This window comes from Amycolatopsis sp. NBC_01307, from assembly GCF_035975215.1.
Classification (GTDB): Bacteria; Actinomycetota; Actinomycetes; order Mycobacteriales; family Pseudonocardiaceae; genus Amycolatopsis.
The window spans coordinates 1,832,662-1,848,049 of the sequence record NZ_CP108403.1 but is presented as its reverse complement, the minus strand read 5'-3'; the positions used below and the strand labels follow the sequence as shown (position 1 = coordinate 1,848,049).

At 71.3% G+C, this 15,388-nt stretch carries 12 protein-coding genes; 7 read left to right on the top strand and 5 right to left on the bottom strand.

Going from position 1 to position 15,388, the window contains the following annotated elements; genetic code table 11:
- Positions 1-131: 131 nt before the first annotated feature.
- A complete protein-coding gene (locus OG439_RS07930; RefSeq protein WP_326948709.1) occupies positions 132-1,310 on the bottom strand; it encodes a hypothetical protein in 1,179 nt (392 codons plus the stop codon).
- Positions 1,311-1,569: 259 nt separating this feature from the next.
- Between OG439_RS07930 and OG439_RS07925 the strand changes: the two genes are divergently transcribed.
- The 4 genes from OG439_RS07925 (at position 1,570) to OG439_RS07910 (ending at position 5,925) form a co-directional block, all read left to right on the top strand.
- Positions 1,570-2,091: a hypothetical protein gene (locus tag OG439_RS07925; protein ID WP_326948708.1), complete on the top strand. Its 522-nt coding sequence runs from the start codon at positions 1,570-1,572 to the stop codon at positions 2,089-2,091.
- Between the two features lie 93 nt (positions 2,092-2,184).
- On the top strand, positions 2,185-2,538 hold the full coding sequence (locus OG439_RS07920; RefSeq protein ID WP_326948707.1) for a Sec-independent protein translocase TatB: 354 nt from the start codon (positions 2,185-2,187) through the stop codon (positions 2,536-2,538).
- 612 nt (positions 2,539-3,150) lie between these two features.
- A complete protein-coding gene (locus OG439_RS07915; protein WP_326948706.1) occupies positions 3,151-4,368 on the top strand; it encodes a serine hydrolase domain-containing protein in 1,218 nt (405 codons plus the stop codon).
- A 9-nt stretch (positions 4,369-4,377) separates the two neighbouring features.
- Positions 4,378-5,925 carry a hypothetical protein gene (locus OG439_RS07910; protein ID WP_326948705.1) on the top strand — a complete coding sequence of 516 codons (1,548 nt, stop codon included), beginning with the start codon at positions 4,378-4,380 and terminating at the stop codon, positions 5,923-5,925.
- 658 nt (positions 5,926-6,583) lie between these two features.
- On the opposite strand, the gene OG439_RS07905 is transcribed toward OG439_RS07910, so the two are convergent.
- Both OG439_RS07905 and OG439_RS07900 read right to left on the bottom strand, forming a co-directional pair.
- A complete protein-coding gene (locus tag OG439_RS07905) occupies positions 6,584-6,994 on the bottom strand; it encodes a hypothetical protein (protein WP_326948704.1) in 411 nt (136 codons plus the stop codon).
- Between the two features lie 20 nt (positions 6,995-7,014).
- Complete coding sequence (locus OG439_RS07900; protein WP_326948703.1) at positions 7,015-8,664, bottom strand: putative adhesin; 1,650 nt, start codon at positions 8,662-8,664, stop codon at positions 7,015-7,017.
- A gap of 199 nt (positions 8,665-8,863) precedes the next feature.
- Here OG439_RS07900 and OG439_RS07895 point away from each other — a divergent pair, with 199 nt between their 5' ends.
- The 3 genes from OG439_RS07895 (at position 8,864) to menE (ending at position 12,498) form a co-directional block, all read left to right on the top strand.
- On the top strand, positions 8,864-10,171 hold the full coding sequence (locus OG439_RS07895) for a phosphatidylinositol-specific phospholipase C domain-containing protein (RefSeq protein ID WP_326948702.1): 1,308 nt from the start codon (positions 8,864-8,866) through the stop codon (positions 10,169-10,171).
- A 265-nt stretch (positions 10,172-10,436) separates the two neighbouring features.
- Positions 10,437-11,375 carry a 1,4-dihydroxy-2-naphthoyl-CoA synthase gene (locus tag OG439_RS07890; protein ID WP_326948701.1) on the top strand — a complete coding sequence of 313 codons (939 nt, stop codon included), beginning with the start codon at positions 10,437-10,439 and terminating at the stop codon, positions 11,373-11,375.
- Position 11,376: 1 nt separating this feature from the next.
- Positions 11,377-12,498 carry an o-succinylbenzoate--CoA ligase gene (menE, locus tag OG439_RS07885; RefSeq protein WP_326951506.1) on the top strand — a complete coding sequence of 374 codons (1,122 nt, stop codon included), beginning with the start codon at positions 11,377-11,379 and terminating at the stop codon, positions 12,496-12,498.
- Between the two features lie 9 nt (positions 12,499-12,507).
- Here the strand turns inward: menE and menD are convergent, their stop codons facing one another.
- A complete protein-coding gene (gene menD, locus OG439_RS07880; protein ID WP_326948700.1) occupies positions 12,508-14,139 on the bottom strand; it encodes a 2-succinyl-5-enolpyruvyl-6-hydroxy-3-cyclohexene-1-carboxylic-acid synthase in 1,632 nt (543 codons plus the stop codon).
- Between the two features lies 1 nt (position 14,140).
- The gene (locus OG439_RS07875) at positions 14,141-15,373 is read right to left on the bottom strand and encodes an isochorismate synthase (protein WP_326948699.1); all 1,233 of its coding nucleotides are present in this window, start codon (positions 15,371-15,373) and stop codon (positions 14,141-14,143) included.
- Between the last annotated feature and the right edge of the window lie 15 nt (positions 15,374-15,388).

The window sequence follows — 15,388 nt, the reverse complement described above, 5'->3', positions numbered from 1 at the left end:
TGCCGGAACCCACCGCCCCGATCCGGTGCCGGCCGGTCCGACGTGTCCGGCCGCGTGTTCGACGTCCACCACTCTCCGGCGCCGCCGGGATCTCGGCGTGCCCCAAAGCGCAGGGCCCTGGGCAACGCTCCTCAGGGCGTGGCCTCCAGTTGCCGGCGCAGATTCGCCGGTAGCGTGTCCGGCGCCGCGCCGCGCCTGGCCAGTTCCGATCGCACCTTCGCGACCAGCTCGGGACATTCCGCGGCGATGGCGTCGACGAGCCAGGCGTTCCGGGGCGTCCCGGCCCAGTCGTACACCCAGCTCGGGGACTCGGTCCGGCACAGGCAGTCGCCGACCGCGTACCCCAGTTCCGCGCTGTGCTGGGTGCAATACGTCAGGATCTCGTCGTCGAGGGGGCGGATGCGGTCGCCGACGATCTGCCGGCCACCGGGTTGCCGGAGCGTCTCGAGCGCGCCACGAACGAAGTAGGCGGGGAAGTTCGCGATCTCCCAGAGGTGGTCGACGGCGGCGGCGGTGTCACTGGCCCACATGAACAGCGTGCCCGGCGACAGCGCACCGGACCGCGTCATGAGGTCGGACAGCGCGTTCCGGTACGACCAGCTCGCGAATTCCCGCTGCTCCATCAACAGGGCGTAGAACCGTTGCGACTTCGCGCTGGTGCCGGTGGCGGTGAGCTGTTGCCACGTCGCGTGGTCGGCGTTCTTGTAGAAGTCGGCCCATTCCGCCAGCAGGGAACCGAGAGCGGTGCCGTCCGCGAAGTCCTCGTCGACCGATTCCCACGGCAGCAGCCATTGGCCCTCGTCGGCCTCGCCGTCCGAGCCTTCGTCCTCGAAGGAATCGACGTCGTCCGGGGCGTCGCAGGAGAGCAGGTGGAGCTCGGTCTCGCCGTTCAGCAACGCGAAGACGCCCTGGCAGGTGTGGTGGGGCGGAACGCACGTCCCGGGAGCCGAGCAGAGCGCCATGTCCGGCAGGACGAGGCTGTCGGCCCAGCCGACGACGTGGACGCCCTCGGCCGCGACGGGTGGGCTCTCCCGCATGGCGACCAGGCCGGTCAGCTCGTCGGGATCGAGGGCCGCGAACGCGGTGTTGGCGATCATCCGGTCCGGCTCGTCAGCCGCCCATTCCTCGATCGTCTGCGACGGGAACAGCCGCAGCAGGCTGTCCGGTCCGCGCCCGAGGTCGTTGTAGAGCACCAGCTGCAAGTCACCGGTCAGCCGCCGGTCGACGGTGGCCGCGTAGCGGTGGACGCGCGTTCCTCGTTCGAGGAAGCACTCGCCGTCGGAATCACCGTGGCCGAGGATGACGAACATGGCTTCTCCTTGCCGGTCGTGGGCCGGTGCCAGCGTGCCCCCGCGGCGCCGCGGGGGCGCTGCCCGCAAGGCACCGCTGCCGGTGCAGCGAAGCTGCCCGTCCGGGAAGCGCGACGGACCTCCGGCGCTTCGGCGGGCTCCTGCCTCTTCGGCTGCGCGTTCGGTGCGACGGCGCCCGGCCGCCGGCCGCTACCGTTCACCCGCTGCGCCGTCCGCGACGGACCGGCTCAGCCCCCGACGACGAAGGCAGGACACGCCCATGACCAGCATCGAGAGCGAAAACTCGGACGATTCGTGGTCGGACTGGGACACCGTGCAGGATGACCGGCCCGGCGAAGCACCGGCCTCGGCCGAGCCCGCCGCGGAGGACGACGATCCGCACCAGTGGCCGGTGTCGTTCTTCGCCGACGGCCAGTGGACGGCGATCCCGGACTTCCCGACGTTCGGCCTGCTGATGACCTACCTCGCGAACGAGGTCGACCAGGTGTCGACGGCTGTCCTGTGGCAGGACGTGCTGGACCTCGCCCCACAGCACGTCGCCACGGGCACCGAAGCCGTCTCGCACGGCGACTGGGGCGGCTTGTCCTTCGTCCTGCGCGACCGCTCCGTCATGCTGGTCTGCGCCGTCCCCCCGAACGTCATCGCCGACCGCAACCGCGCGGCGCTGGCAGCGGGCGACACGACGTCGGTCTCGTTCGCCGGGATCGGGCTTCAGGGGGTTTCCGCGGACTTCCACCCGCTCCTCCTGCTCGCGCTCTTCGAGCTCGTCGAAGACGTGTGACGGCGGCGCGGCGAAGACTGCGGACCGCCGGCTCCGTCGGCCACAACCCTTCCGTAGCATGGGGAAGAGTGCGAGCCGGCCGGAGCGGCCGCGATGGAGGTGGTCGTGTTCGGCATCAGCCTGGAGCACGGGGTCATCCTGCTGCCGGCCGCCCTGTTCGTGCTGGGACCGGAACGGTTGCCCGGCGCGGCGCGGTGGTCGGCCGAGGTGCTGCGCCGGGCGCGCGAACTCGTGTCCGATGTGGAGCGCCGCCTCGAGACCGAGCTGGAACCGGAACTCCAGGAGTTGCGCAAGCCCCTGCCGGACCTGCGGACGCCGCGCGCGGGCAGCTCCCTCGACGCGCTCCGGAGTCACCGCCGCGCCGAGGCCGCACCGCCGACCGCGCAGCCCGCCCTCAGCTCCTCGCGGCCGGCAGGCCCACCGCCGATCGACCCGGACGCCACCTGAGCCGGAGCCGGGGCCTCGCACGGCCGTTCCGCCCTGATGTCGGCGATCCCGGCCTGCGCGGCCAGCAGCAGCAAGCAGGCGGCCAGGACGGCGGCGGTCTGCCCGGTCACCGGCCGGCGCGGGCGCGGGAACCGGACCCGGAGTGCGGTCGCCGGACGCGGCGAACCGCGCAGTTCATGGAGACGGATTGTCGGGCAGAGTACGTGGAGCTGGTGCATGGAGTCCTTTCGCCGTCCAGGGAGACGAAGCCGAGGACGGCGGAGTTGGTGCACCGGGCGCATGACGGGTGTCACAGCCCGATCTCCGGACCCGGCGGTCAGCCGACCGGCCAGGCCGATCGACCGTTCGCCCGGGTGAAGAACAGCCACTTTCCGCACGCCCGCCGGTGAATCGCCGCGGCGGGAAGTGCGCGGCCGCACCCGGCCCCGCCATCGAGCCGCCGGCCGCACCGCCCACCTCCGGCAGCGCGGGCGGGCCGATCGGGCTCCCCCGCCCGGTTCCCCATCGCGCAAGCTCCGCTGCCCCGGCGGCTGCCTGCCGCCCTCGGGCCGGGCCCGGCGCCACGTCGGAGGATGGCTGGAGTCAGCTCACGACACGTGGTGGGAGAGCCGGATGCGAACTCGAACGACAGGCGCACTCGCCGTGGTCCTGGTGCTGACCGCCGCCGGGTGCACGACACCCGCTGCCCAGGCCCCCGGACCTTCCGCGTCCGCTTCGCCGGCGCCACCGACCCCCGCGTTCGCCGCGCAGCTACGACCGAAGCTCACCGAAGCCATGGCGCGCCTCAAGCTCCCGGGAGCGATCGTCGAGGTCGACGTCCCCGGCAAGGGCACCTGGCTGGAAGCGCTGGGATCGGGGACGGCCGACGGCGCGACCCCGATCACGATCGACGACCACCTGAAGATCGGCAGTGTGTCGAAGACCATCACCGCCGAGGTCATCCTGCAGCTCGCCGACGAGGGCAAGCTCGGCCTCGACGACCCGGTGGCGAAGTACCTGCCGCAGATCCCCGGCGGGGACCGGATCACCCTCCGGCAGCTGCTGGACATGACGGCCGGTCTGTTCAACTTCACCGAAGACGACTACCTGAACCGGACGCTGGACCAGCGCCCGCCCCAGGTGTGGACCGTCGACGCCGTGCTGGCGACCGCGCTGGCCCACCCACCTTACTTCGCGCCGGGAACCGGGTTCCACTACTCGAACACCAACTACGAGGTACTCGGGCTGGTCGCCCAGAAGGTGGGCAACGCACCGCTGGGCACCCTGATGCACGACCTCGTGTTCACGAAGCTGGGCATGACGTCGACCACCTTGCCCGCGGTGGACGACGGCACCATCCCCCAGCCGCACCCGCACGGCTACATGTACGGCACGAACATCCAGGGCACCGACGCCTACAACGCGCTGGTCGCCGGAAACCTGGCCGAAGCGCAGATCAAGGCCGCCGACGGCACCAAGCCGAACGACGTCACGGACGATCCGGTCACCGGTCCGGCCAGCGGCGCCGTGATCTCGACCGCACGGGACATGACGATCTGGGCCAAGGCGCTCGGCACCGGGCAGCTGCTGAAACCGGCCACCCGGACCGCGCGCGCGAACTTCGGCACCACGCACTACGGGCTCGGCCTGCAGCAGCAAGCGGGCGGCCTGATCGGGCACAACGGGGCGGTGCCCGGGTTCCAGACCTTCGTCGGCTACCAACCGAGCACCGGCGCGACCGTCGTCGTGCTGACGAACCTCCTGCTGACCCCGAACATCTTCTTCCCCGACGCCCTGCCGGCCGACACCCTGGCGGGCATCATCCAGCAGAACTTGCTGCCCGCGGCCTGAGGGAGCGCGATGAAGTACGTGCTGTGCCACGGGAAGGTCGATGGAGCCAACGAGTTCCAGATCGGCGGGAAAGGCCAGCGGGTGGGGTTCTACTGCAACTTCAACGAGGGCCTCAGCCAGACCACCGGGCTCTACATCATCAGGCGCGCGGAGGAACCCGAACCCCGGTACACCCACGACTTCGACCGGCACGGCGCCAGGACGATCCCTGACTTGCGCCTGGCCCCGCTCACCGCCGAAGAAGACAAGAAGGCGCGAGAGTTCCTCCAGGCCGCCTACGCCGACGTCTACCTGGTGCCCACCGAGACCACGTTGAGCGAGCTTCTGCGGGCGGACGGTCCCGTCCGGGACAACCTGGCCGACCTGCGCATCGTGTGCTGCCTGTCTTCCGGCGACCACCCCGGCAAGCGCGTCCGCGAAACACCGGACGAACGACACACCGGCGGCACGGGCGAAACCCGCGCCGACGCGTTGAAGCGGTCGGCAGCGCGGGTGGTGCACGCCGCCCGGACCGGCATCCAGGCTGCGTTGGTCGTGCTGGCGGACCTTCCCGGAGAAGACAGAACCCTGCTGCAGGATTGGCCGATCATCAAAGCCGTGGTCAAAGCCGGCGAAATCAGCGAGACGACGATCGAGGACCAGGACGCCACCACCTGGCTCCGGCTGGTTTCCGACGTCTACCGCTCGAAGTTCGACGAGCAGACCCTCGCCTGGCTGCAAGAGCAGCCCGCGGTCATCGGCAAGATCCACGAACTGGCTTCCCTCTTCACACCTTGGAGCAGCTACCGGACGAACATCGCCGCGCTGCGCGACGCCGGGGAGAGCCCCGCCGCGAAAGCGCTCGTCCGGCTCCTCGCGTCGTACCCGGAGATATCCGGGCACATCGATGCCGAGAACCGGTGCGACGCCCTGGCCAGGTACGCCGGAAGAGTGGCCATCGGCGATCTTTCGACATGGGTCGCGTTCACCCATCGCTACGCGAGGCTGAAAGACTCCCCGGCACGAAACATGGCCCGGGAATGGCCGGCGGTCGAGAACGTGATCAAGGCGATGGTCACCCATGCCTCCGCGCAGAAGGATCTCGCGGCGTTCATCGCCGAGTTCGAGTTCGTGGATCGAGAAGCGGTCACCTTCACCCTGGCGCACCACAACCAGAAGCTGAGGGCCGCGCTGAGCGGCTCCGCCGGCGAGGAATCCCGCAAGCGCACACGAACCTTCGAGGCACTCGAACCCTCGGCGAAAGCCCCTCGCCTCGAGCACGAAGCCGCTGCGACCGCACCGGCGACCCCCGTGGAGGAGTTCCAGCCGAGAGCGTTCGACATCGAGAGCCCGGATGCCGAGTGGACCAGCGACGAGCACTCACTCGGCTGCTGCGTCTGCCACCGCCACTTGACGGTCTACGCCGAGCTCCGGACGACCGACTCCGGTCACCTGCCCGCGGACTGCGCCTCCTGCCGGGAGCCGGTCACCACGGACCTGGCCGTCCAGATCCTGTGCGAATCCACCTGCTACAGGTACTACACGCATCGCGCTTGCGCGACCACCAACCTCGGCTAGCTTGAGTTTCAACCTGTTCGGCGGGTCGTGGGTTGCTCGACTTGGTGTTCTTGCTGTACCTGGGTTTTCGGGTGTTCGTGCTGGTGACGGTATGGCGTGCCGCGAGCCGGTGATCGGCTGTCCCGGCGGGACGCCCGGGATCGAGGTGAGCCGCTGAGCTGGTCGGGGTTTCTCCCAGGGGCGGCGCAGGTCCGCTGTGAGGTCACGGACGAGACGCAGCAGGGTGTAGGCGGTCAGCAGCAGCCAGGTCCAGCGGTCGGCCGGCTCGGGCGAGCGAAGTTTCGGGGTGGTCCAGCCGAGAGTTTGCTTGAGCATGCGGAAGGTGTGCTCGATGTCGAACCGGCGCAGGAACGCCTGCCAGGCCAGATCGACCTCGGCGTGATCGAGGCCGGTGCGGGAGTGCCACAGCCACACAGGTTTCGCCGGTCGCGCCGGAGGGCAGGCGCTCGACCTGCAGCCGGATCACGGTGCCTTCGATGACCGGCAGAGCGCCGTTGTGGCCGGCCCAGGCGATGCGGTGGGTCAACCGTGGCTGCGGCGGGACCGGGCGGTGCGGAACCCGATATCGGCCCGCCAGGCACCTTCCGCCGGCACCCGGAAACGGCCGGGGCGGCGGGCGAGCGGCCGTGTCCGACCACGCCGGCTGGCGGAACATCCGTCAGAGCGGCACCACCTGCACGGCGTGGAAGCTCTGCGCGCCGTGGCTTCCGAGGGTCACGAAGGGATCGATGCCCTGGATCTGTCCGGGGTGGACGTAGTAGGTCGTGATGGCGCCCGGGTTGGCCGCGGCCAGGTTCGTCACCGTCGCCTTGCAGTCCTGCGCGCGGTGGGCGTCGGGGAAATCGTTGCTGATCACCTCGATGTGGGTGACCGGCGAATCGAGCTGATCGACCAGCCACCGGAAGGTTTCCCGGCAGTCGCCGGTGTCCGACATGAACGGCCAGTGGTAACAAGCGATCCTGCCGTTGCCCGCGAAGGCCATGACCAGCGCGCACGACGTCGTGCCGAGGCACAGCACCTGGTCGCCGACGTCCGCGATCACGTGGTCACCCTGTTCGATGGTGTGCATCAGCCCCTCCGTTGCCGTCGTCAGGCATCGCCGAACTCGAACTGCCACCCCGGCATGGCCGCCGCCACCGCGGCGTGGAGCAGCGGGGTCTCCACGAACGGGGATCTCCGGACGATCGTCTCGGTGAAGCCCGAGTAGGCCACCGTGAACGACTCGAGATCGCCGCTTCCGGGCTCCGCGTCGAAGACCAGCGCCCCGCTTTCGCCGGCCCGCAGGTACACCGGCAGTCCCGGCTGCTCGATGGCCGCCTTCAGGACCGTGCGGTTCTGCTCGGTCACCCGCTCCTGCTCGTCGTCGTCCCAGCCGAGCGAGAACTCCTCCGAGTCGTCCGCGTCGCTGTCTTCGGCCGCGCTGTCCTCGGCTTCCTGCCGTTCGTGAGCCAGCCGCAGCAACCGGGCGAGCTCCGGCTCGCCGGGACGGTGCGCCACCGGGTCGAAGCCGTACATCGATTCGATCTGCTGCCGGGCCGGCTCGGACGCCGAAGTCCAGATCGAGAACCGCTCGTCCGGCGGGAGGGCGGCGAACCGGTCGGCGACTTCGATGCACCGCCGGTAGGACTCCGTCTCCGTGAGCCCGTACTCGGCTTCGGACAGCTCCGGCATCCCCGCGATGGCGTTCCACGCCCGGGCCACGTCCGCCGAGTCCGCGGCGGCCCGGATCTCCCCCAGTGCGGGCAGGATCCGCTCCACCCAGCGGCCGGCTTCGCGGTACTCCGCCACCTCCACCCGGTCCTGTTCGGACAGAGCCAGCCACCCGTCGGCGCGCTCGTCGTCGTCCAGGACGGGGAAGCGCCGGAGGAAGTCGCCGACCCCGTCGCCGGCCGCGGACGGATGGGGGTCGATGCCGTTCGCGCGCAACGCCCGGGCGACTTCGAGCCGGTGGGCCTCGGGGATCGCGCCCAGCCAGTGCGTGAAGCCGCTCGGGGACATCCCCGCTTCCAGCTGTTCCCGCGCCGACGCCACGTACACCGCCACGAGCAGCTTGGTCCCGGCGTTCAGCAGCTTCGCCACGCGCGCGGGGTCCGTGCGCTCGGTGGCCCGCAACCACTCCATCGTGGGGCCGAGGTGGCCTTCTCCGGCCAGCGCGGCGGCCAGCCGCTCGGCCTCGGCTTCGAACGCCGCGAACCCGATGTCCCGGCCGGGCAGGTCGCGGGTGATGTCCGCGAGGCCGATCTCGTTCCGCGGCACGAGGCAGCAGACCAGCCGGATGTCGGTGTCCCGCACGCGGGTGAACAGCCCGGCGCAGCGGTGGACCCCACCCCAGCAGCTGGGCCGGCCGCAGCTTTCGTCCGCCTCACGAGAGCGTCCGTGTGCCTTGGCGCAGACGTGGACCTCGCCGTCGCACGTCGCCCCGGAGCACAGCCGCCCGGGGTCGATTCCGTCGCCGACGAACACCGTCGTCAGGCCCGGGTCGTAGACCGACACGAGGTGCTGGAGCTCGTCCGAAGAGAGGGGCTGCAGCTCGTAGTTCGGCATCAGGGCGATTCCGCCGTCGGCCGAGGTGTACTGCTTCCGCGACGTGCACGCCTCGACGCCCGGTGAGAGCACGGCCATGCCCGTGAACTTGTGGAGGTAGTCACCGTCCTCGGCGTAGACGTGCACGGTCGTCCCGGCGGGTACTTCGACGACGTTCCCGGAGTTGTTCCCGTGCCCGACGAGGTAGAGGGTCATGACGGCTCCGATCCGGTCCGGGGACGTTCCCCCACCGTCAGGATGACCGGCCCCGGGCGGAAACCGGTGCACTTCCGGGCACCCGGCCGGGCGCTGCGCCGATCGGCTGGCCGATCAGCCGATTGGCCGGAGTCGCCGGGCCCCCTAGCGTGCAACCCACGTTCCCACGTCGTTCGGAGGCACTGTGACAGCAGGGAAGATGGTCGCTTTGGTCGCCGGGGTGGTGCTGGGCCTGGCCCCGCAGACCGCGGTGGCGGCGACGCCCGGCTCGGATACCGTCGCGCTCTCCGACTGGATGGGGTCGCTGCCCGGTGTCGCCGACACACCGCTGAGCGAACTGCCGATCCCCGGCACGCACGACTCCGCGACGTCGTCGCTCACCGCGGACTCGCCCTGGTCGGAAGCCGGGCGGGCCGACTTCGGGGACGCCGCGCTGGCGTTCATCCCCAAAGCGGCGGCCGCCGCCTGGTCCCGGGCCCAGCCCGACTCGGTCGGTGCGCAGCTGCGGGCCGGGATCCGCTACCTCGACCTGCGGCTGACGCAGGAACCCGACCAGGACGTCTACCTGGAGCACGGCCTGCGCGGCCCGGCCCTGACGCCGGTGCTGACCGAGATCGGGGACTTCGCCCGCGCGCACCCGCGAGAGGCCGTGATCGTCGGGCTCGACCGGTTCAGCGCCTTCGACGACCGAGGCTACGGCCGGGTGCGCGACGCCGTCCGCGCGGCATTCGGCGACCGGCTCGCCCCGGCCGCGCTCGGCGCCGAGGTCACCCTGCGGCAGCTGTGGTCGGCGCAGCGCAACGTGCTGCTGGTCGACACGTCCGGCCGGCTCGCCGATCTCGGGGCCTACGGCGGTGACGCGGTCTACGCGCCGTGGCCGAACACCGCCGACGCCGGCGTCACGATCGCCGCGGCGGAGAAGACGATGGCCGGCCACGACCACGGCCGCTTCTCGGTCGTCGGCACGGCGCTCACGCCCGACGCCGCCACCATCGCGGGCGGCCTCTTCCGCGGCGTCGGCTCGCTGGCCGAGCTGACCACCCGGGACGGCCACCCGCCGATCGCGAGCTGGCTGCACGAGCTGGCGCCGGGACGGAACCTCAACGTCGTCACGGCGGACTGGTACGCGGACCCGGTGTGCGGCACGACGTTCAGCCGGCTGGTTCTGTCCAAGGTGGACGGTTCGGCGGTGCCCGCCCCGTGCGACGCCTGGACGTCCGGTTCCGGCACCTACTGGAGCTGGACCGACTGGACCGTGCACACGTGGGCCGATCTGGCCTGGACGCCCGTGTCCGGCGCGAGCGGGTACGAAGTCACTCTCGGCGGGGTGGCCGGCTGCGCGGGCGGGACGACCGAGACGGCCACGACCGCGTCGGTCCGGGTCGACCGGCCCAACCGGGCCGGTGGCGAGTACCTCTGCCGGGGCAGCGAATACGACCTCCGCGTCCGGGCCCGGACAGCCGCCGGGTGGCAGCCCTGGTCGGCCGTCCGGCGGATCCGCCTGTGACCCGCGGTCAGCCGGGCAGAAGACGACCACCCGGGTTCCACCGTCCACTTCGGTCTCCGGCGAGAACGTGCCGCCCAGGCTCTCCACCCGCAGTCTGCGGCCGGCCGGTCTCAGGTGGCCTGCCGCGAGCTTCGATCGCCTCCGCGAGGGTGAAATGGGCTCGTGCCTCATCAGGCACAGCCGTCGGTGCCCGGAGAGGCCGCGTCCCGAGCAATCACCTCAGAGGGCTTGCACGCAAGAACGGCGACCGGCTCATACTGCAGCCATGACCGGACCGATTCCTTGCCATTCCCGGGTTTCCGAGCTGTTCGATCCGGCCGCGTGGACCGAGGTCGAAGGTTTCGCCTTCACCGACATCACCTACCACCGCTCCGCTGAGAGCCGTGGCGGCAAACGCGTGGTGCGCGTCGCGTTCGACCGCCCTGAGGTCCGCAACGCCTTCCGCCCGCACACCGTCGACGAGCTCTACCGGGCCCTCGACCACGCCCGGCTCAGCTCCGACGTCGGCTGTGTCCTGCTCACCGGCAACGGCCCGTCGCCCAAGGACGGCGGGTGGGCGTTCTGCTCCGGTGGTGACCAGCGTATTCGCGGACGCTCCGGGTATCAGTACGCGAGCGGCGAGACCTCCGACACGGTGGACCCCGCCCGGGCCGGCCGGCTGCACATCCTCGAGGTCCAGCGGCTGATTCGGTTCCTGCCGAAACCGGTCATCGCAGTCGTTCCGGGCTGGGCCGCGGGCGGCGGGCACTCCCTGCACGTCGTGTGCGATCTCACCCTCGCTTCCGCAGAGCACGCGAAGTTCAAGCAGACCGACGCCGACGTCGGCTCGTTCGACGGCGGTTACGGCTCGGCCTACCTCGCGAAGATGGTCGGCCAGAAGTTCGCCCGCGAGATCTTCTTCCTCGGCCGCGAATACTCCGCCGAGCAGATGCACCGGATGGGCGCGGTCAACGCCGTCGTCCCGCACGCCGACCTCGAAAAAGAGGCCCTGGACTGGGCGTGGACCATCGCCGCCAAGTCGCCGACGGCCCAGCGGATGCTGAAGTACGCGTTCAACCTCACCGACGACGGCCTGGTCGGCCAGCAGCTGTTCGCCGGCGAGACCACCCGGCTGGCGTACATGCAGGACGAGGCCGTCGAAGGCCGCGACGCGTTCCTGCAGAAACGCGACCCCGACTTCAAGGACGTCCCCTATTACTACTGACCTGCTCCCCGTAGAGCTCGACGGCTCGCCCGCGGCGCTCGACGCGCTGAAGGGAGCCCTCGCGGACGCGCTGGGCGGCGGTCCGGCCGTGCTGCCCTTCACCGACCCCGCGCTACGCGACGCGATGACGCCCGGCGAGCCCGCGGAACCGGACACCGCCGTGGTCATCGCCACCTCAGGCTCGACCGGCGCGCCCAAGGGCGTGCTGCTCTCGGCCCGCGCGCTGACCGCCTCGGCCGAGGCGACCCACCGCCGCCTCGGCGGGCCGGGGCACTGGCTGCTGGCCACCCCCGCGCACTACATCGGCGGCCTGCAGGTGCTGATCCGGTCGCTGCTGGCCGGAACCGAACCGGTCTACCTGACCCGTGACGGCTTCCGCCCCGACGCGTTCGCCGCCGCAGCCGCGAAGCTAAAGGGCGGCCCGCGGTACACGGCGCTGGTCCCGACGCAGCTGGTCCGGCTGCTCGAGGACGGCGGCGCCGGGCTGGCCGCCGCGATGACGTTCGACGGGATCGTCCTCGGTGCGGCGGCGACCTCGGCCGCGCTGCGCGAGCGGGCCGCCGAGGCCGGCGTGGCGATCGTGCCCGCGTACGGGATGAGCGAGACGGCCAGCGGCTGTGTCTACGACGGCTTCCCGCTCGACGGTGTCCGCGTCGACGTCGCCGGAGACCGGATCCGCATCGCCGGTGACGTCCTCGCGCACGGCTACCGCTCACGACCGGACCTGACCGCGGAGTCCTTCGACGGCGGCTGGTTCACCACCTCCGATCGCGGGGTCCGGCACGCCGACGGCCGGATCGAGGTGCTCGGCCGCGCCGACGACATGATCAACACCGGCGGTGTGAAGGTGTCGGCGAACGCGATCGAGCGGTGCCTGACCGCGCAGCCGGGCGTGCGCGACGCGTGCGTCGTCGGCCTGCCGGACCCGGAGTGGGGCGAGGCGGTGGTCGCTCTCGTCGTCCCAGCCGGGCGCCACGGCGACCTCCGCGCCGCCGTCCGCGCGGAACTGGGCGGAGCAGCCACCCCCAAACGCATCGAACACGCCGCCGAGCTGCCGCTTCGCGGCCCGGGCAAGATCGACCGGGCGGCCGTGCGGGCCCGGCTTCTGGGGGCCCGCAGATAACCGGGCGCATCAAGCCGGGAAGGCGGTCAGCCGCCGGAGCGCTCCCGATACCGCCGCGCCGAGCCGTCGGTGCAGGTCACGGAGGTTCTTCCGGTCCGAACGGACTTCGATCACCCGAAGACCACTCGGCGGTCGAAGAGCCGCGGTGAAGGCATCCGCGGTCTCGACCGCCACGTGGTCGACCCGGTAGCCCGCGCAGAGGCTCGCGAGATCCGCACCGTGCGGCGTGCCGAAGATCCGCTCGAAGCTCGCGGCGTACTCGGGGGCACCCTGCTCCAGCAACGAGAAGATCCCGCCGCCGTCGTCGTTCAGGACCACGAGGGTCAGGTTCGGGGCCGGTTCTCCGTGACCTGTCGACAATCCGTTGAGGTCGTGCAGGAACGTCACGTCACCCACCAGTGCGTAGGCCTGCTCGTGGGCGATCGCCACCCCCACCGCCGTCGAGGTGTTGCCGTCGATCCCGGCCACCCCCCGGTTCGCGTACACGCGGACGTCATTCCTCCGCGGGGCCACGAAGTCGACGTCGCGAATCGCATTGGACGCACCCACGAACAAGGCGGCACCCGGCGGCAGCGCCCCGACGAGGTCGCGGGCGACGTGCAGGCCGGTCGGCCACCCCTCTTCCGCCAGGAATCCGTCGATCGTCTCTCCGGCCAGGTGAGCCGCCCGCTGCCAGGTCTCCTTCCACCGGAGGTCGACCGGCCCCTCGGGCAGCCAGGTCGTGGCCACCGCCGCGCTGAACTGGGTGTCCGCCCATTCACCGGCATCCCCGACCACGTGCACGAGCGGGGTGTCGCCGAGCAGCTTCCGCACACTGCGGGCCAGGGTGGGCCGGCCGACCACGACCACCGCGTCGGGGCGGAGCGCGGCGGGAACCGGGCCGGCCAGCAGGAGGGCCCCGCCGCGCAGGCCGCCCGCCGCGATCGGCTCGGCGATGACCGGCCAGCCGAGCTCCGCCGCGGCCGCGAGCCGGTCCGGCCGGTCGTCGCCCAGCACGACCAGTGTCCGGCCGGGCAGGTCGGCAGGCCGCCGCGCCACCGCCGTCGTCGTCGAGGAGGCCGTACGCGTCCACACGGGCCGCGAAGACGTCGGCCAGGTGTCGTCGCCGGGGACCAGCGGTTCGTCGAGTGGCACGTTGACGTGCACCGGACGGGCTTCCCGGGCGAGGGCGGCCGCCCGGCACACGAGCGAGCGCCACGTCGCGTCTTCGTTCCCGGAGCGCACGCGGGGCACTTCGAAGGTCGTGATCCCGAGCATGTCGTGCTGGTTCACGGTCTGGCTGGCGCCCGCACGAAGCATCTCGGCCGGCCGGTCCGCGGTCAGGACGATCAACGGCACCCTGCCGTAGGCGGCTTCGAGCACGGCGGGGTGCAGGTTCGCCACCGCGGTGCCGGACGTGCAGGCCACGATCGCCGGCACACCGGTGGCCTTGGCGATCCCGACGGCGAGGAACCCGGCGCTGCGTTCGTCGATCCGCACGTGCAGCTGCAGCTTCCCCGCCCGTTCCGCCTCGTGGAGAGCGAACGCGAGCGGAGCGCTCCTCGATCCCGGGCACAGCACGGCGTGACTCACCCCGTTGGTGATCAGCTCGTCGACGAGGATCCGGGCTTTCCCGGTGGCCGATCGCGGCTGGACATCCATGTCAACGCCCCTCGACGGCATCGCGCAGGGGCCGCATCTTGGCGCTCACTTCCCGGGTTTCCTGTGCCGGCTCCGACGTCGCGACAATTCCGCACCCGGCGAACAACCGTGCGGTGGCGCCATCGAACTGCGCGCACCGCAGGGCGATCCCGCATTCACCGTTGCCGTGGGCGTCCAGCCATCCCACCGGACCGCTGTACCTGCCCCGGTCCATGGCTTCCCACCGGTCGATCAGCCTCGTGGCCTCGTCCCGGGGAGCACCTCCGACCGCCGCGGTGGGGTGGACCGCCTCGACGAGGCGGAGCAACCACGTCGGCTCGCGGAGTTCCGCGGTCACATCGGTGGCCAGGTGCTGGACGTTCGGCAGCCGCAGCACGTGCGGCCCCTCGACCGACATCGTGGTGCAGAACGGCTGCAGGGACGAGACCAGCGACTCAGCCGCGAAAGCGTGCTCCCGGCGGTCCTTCGCCGAGGACAGCAGAGCCGCTTCGGTCTCGTCGTCGGACACACCTCGGCCCGGCCAGGCCGTGCCGGCCAGCACGCGTGACTCGACCACCCGCCCCGTCCGCCGGAGCAGCAGCTCGGGTGTGGCACCGACGAGACCGTCGACGGCGTACGTCCAGCACCGGGGGTAGTGCTCGGCCAGGTGCCGGAGCACGAACCGCTGATCGAGCGGTTCCTCCGCGACAGCGACCAGGTCGTGGGCCAGCACCACCTTGTCCAGGGTTCCGGCACGGATGTGCCGGACGGCCTCGCGCACGGCCCGTTGGTGAGCGGACGCGGGAAACTGCCCGTCGGTGTACCGGACGGCGGACGGCCGGCGCACGGGCCGGACCCGGGTGGCACGCGGCACGTTCCCGACGGTGGTGATCCAGGTGCGACCGTCGCGCCGGGCGACCACGACTTCGGGCACGATGACCAGTGATTTCGCCGGGTGATCGGCGAAGGCCATGCTCACGAACGCCACCGGTCCGCTGCCGGGTACCCCGACCGCGTCTTCGATGTCCAGTCGTGCAACGAAGTTCCGCCACCAGCGGTCGGCTTCTTCGAACCGTCCGGGGCCGCGGACCTCCAGGCGTGCCGCCTGCCCCCATCCGACGAAACCGGTGCCTTCACGGATCCAGGCGAGCGCGTGATCGGGGCCGGGCAGCAGCCCGAGCAGGTCGGCAGGGGCCACGTCCGCCGATCGGACGAGCAAGCGCGTGGCCGGTTGCGGCAGATGAGAGATGCTCACCAGCGGACGGTACGA

Excerpts from the sequence above, each read along its gene's own strand:
- OG439_RS07930 (WP_326948709.1), bottom strand. The coding sequence starts at position 1,310 with ATGTTCGTCATCCTCGGCCACGGTGATTCCGACGGCGAGTGCTTCCTC.
- OG439_RS07925 (WP_326948708.1), top strand. The coding sequence starts at position 1,570 with ATGACCAGCATCGAGAGCGAAAACTCGGACGATTCGTGGTCGGACTGG.
- OG439_RS07920 (WP_326948707.1), top strand. The coding sequence starts at position 2,185 with ATGGAGGTGGTCGTGTTCGGCATCAGCCTGGAGCACGGGGTCATCCTG.
- OG439_RS07915 (WP_326948706.1), top strand. The coding sequence starts at position 3,151 with ATGCGAACTCGAACGACAGGCGCACTCGCCGTGGTCCTGGTGCTGACC.
- OG439_RS07910 (WP_326948705.1), top strand. The coding sequence starts at position 4,378 with ATGAAGTACGTGCTGTGCCACGGGAAGGTCGATGGAGCCAACGAGTTC.
- OG439_RS07905 (WP_326948704.1), bottom strand. The coding sequence starts at position 6,994 with ATGCACACCATCGAACAGGGTGACCACGTGATCGCGGACGTCGGCGAC.
- OG439_RS07900 (WP_326948703.1), bottom strand. The coding sequence starts at position 8,664 with ATGACCCTCTACCTCGTCGGGCACGGGAACAACTCCGGGAACGTCGTC.
- OG439_RS07895 (WP_326948702.1), top strand. The coding sequence starts at position 8,864 with ATGGTCGCTTTGGTCGCCGGGGTGGTGCTGGGCCTGGCCCCGCAGACC.
- OG439_RS07890 (WP_326948701.1), top strand. The coding sequence starts at position 10,437 with ATGACCGGACCGATTCCTTGCCATTCCCGGGTTTCCGAGCTGTTCGAT.
- menD (WP_326948700.1), bottom strand. The coding sequence starts at position 14,139 with ATGGATGTCCAGCCGCGATCGGCCACCGGGAAAGCCCGGATCCTCGTC.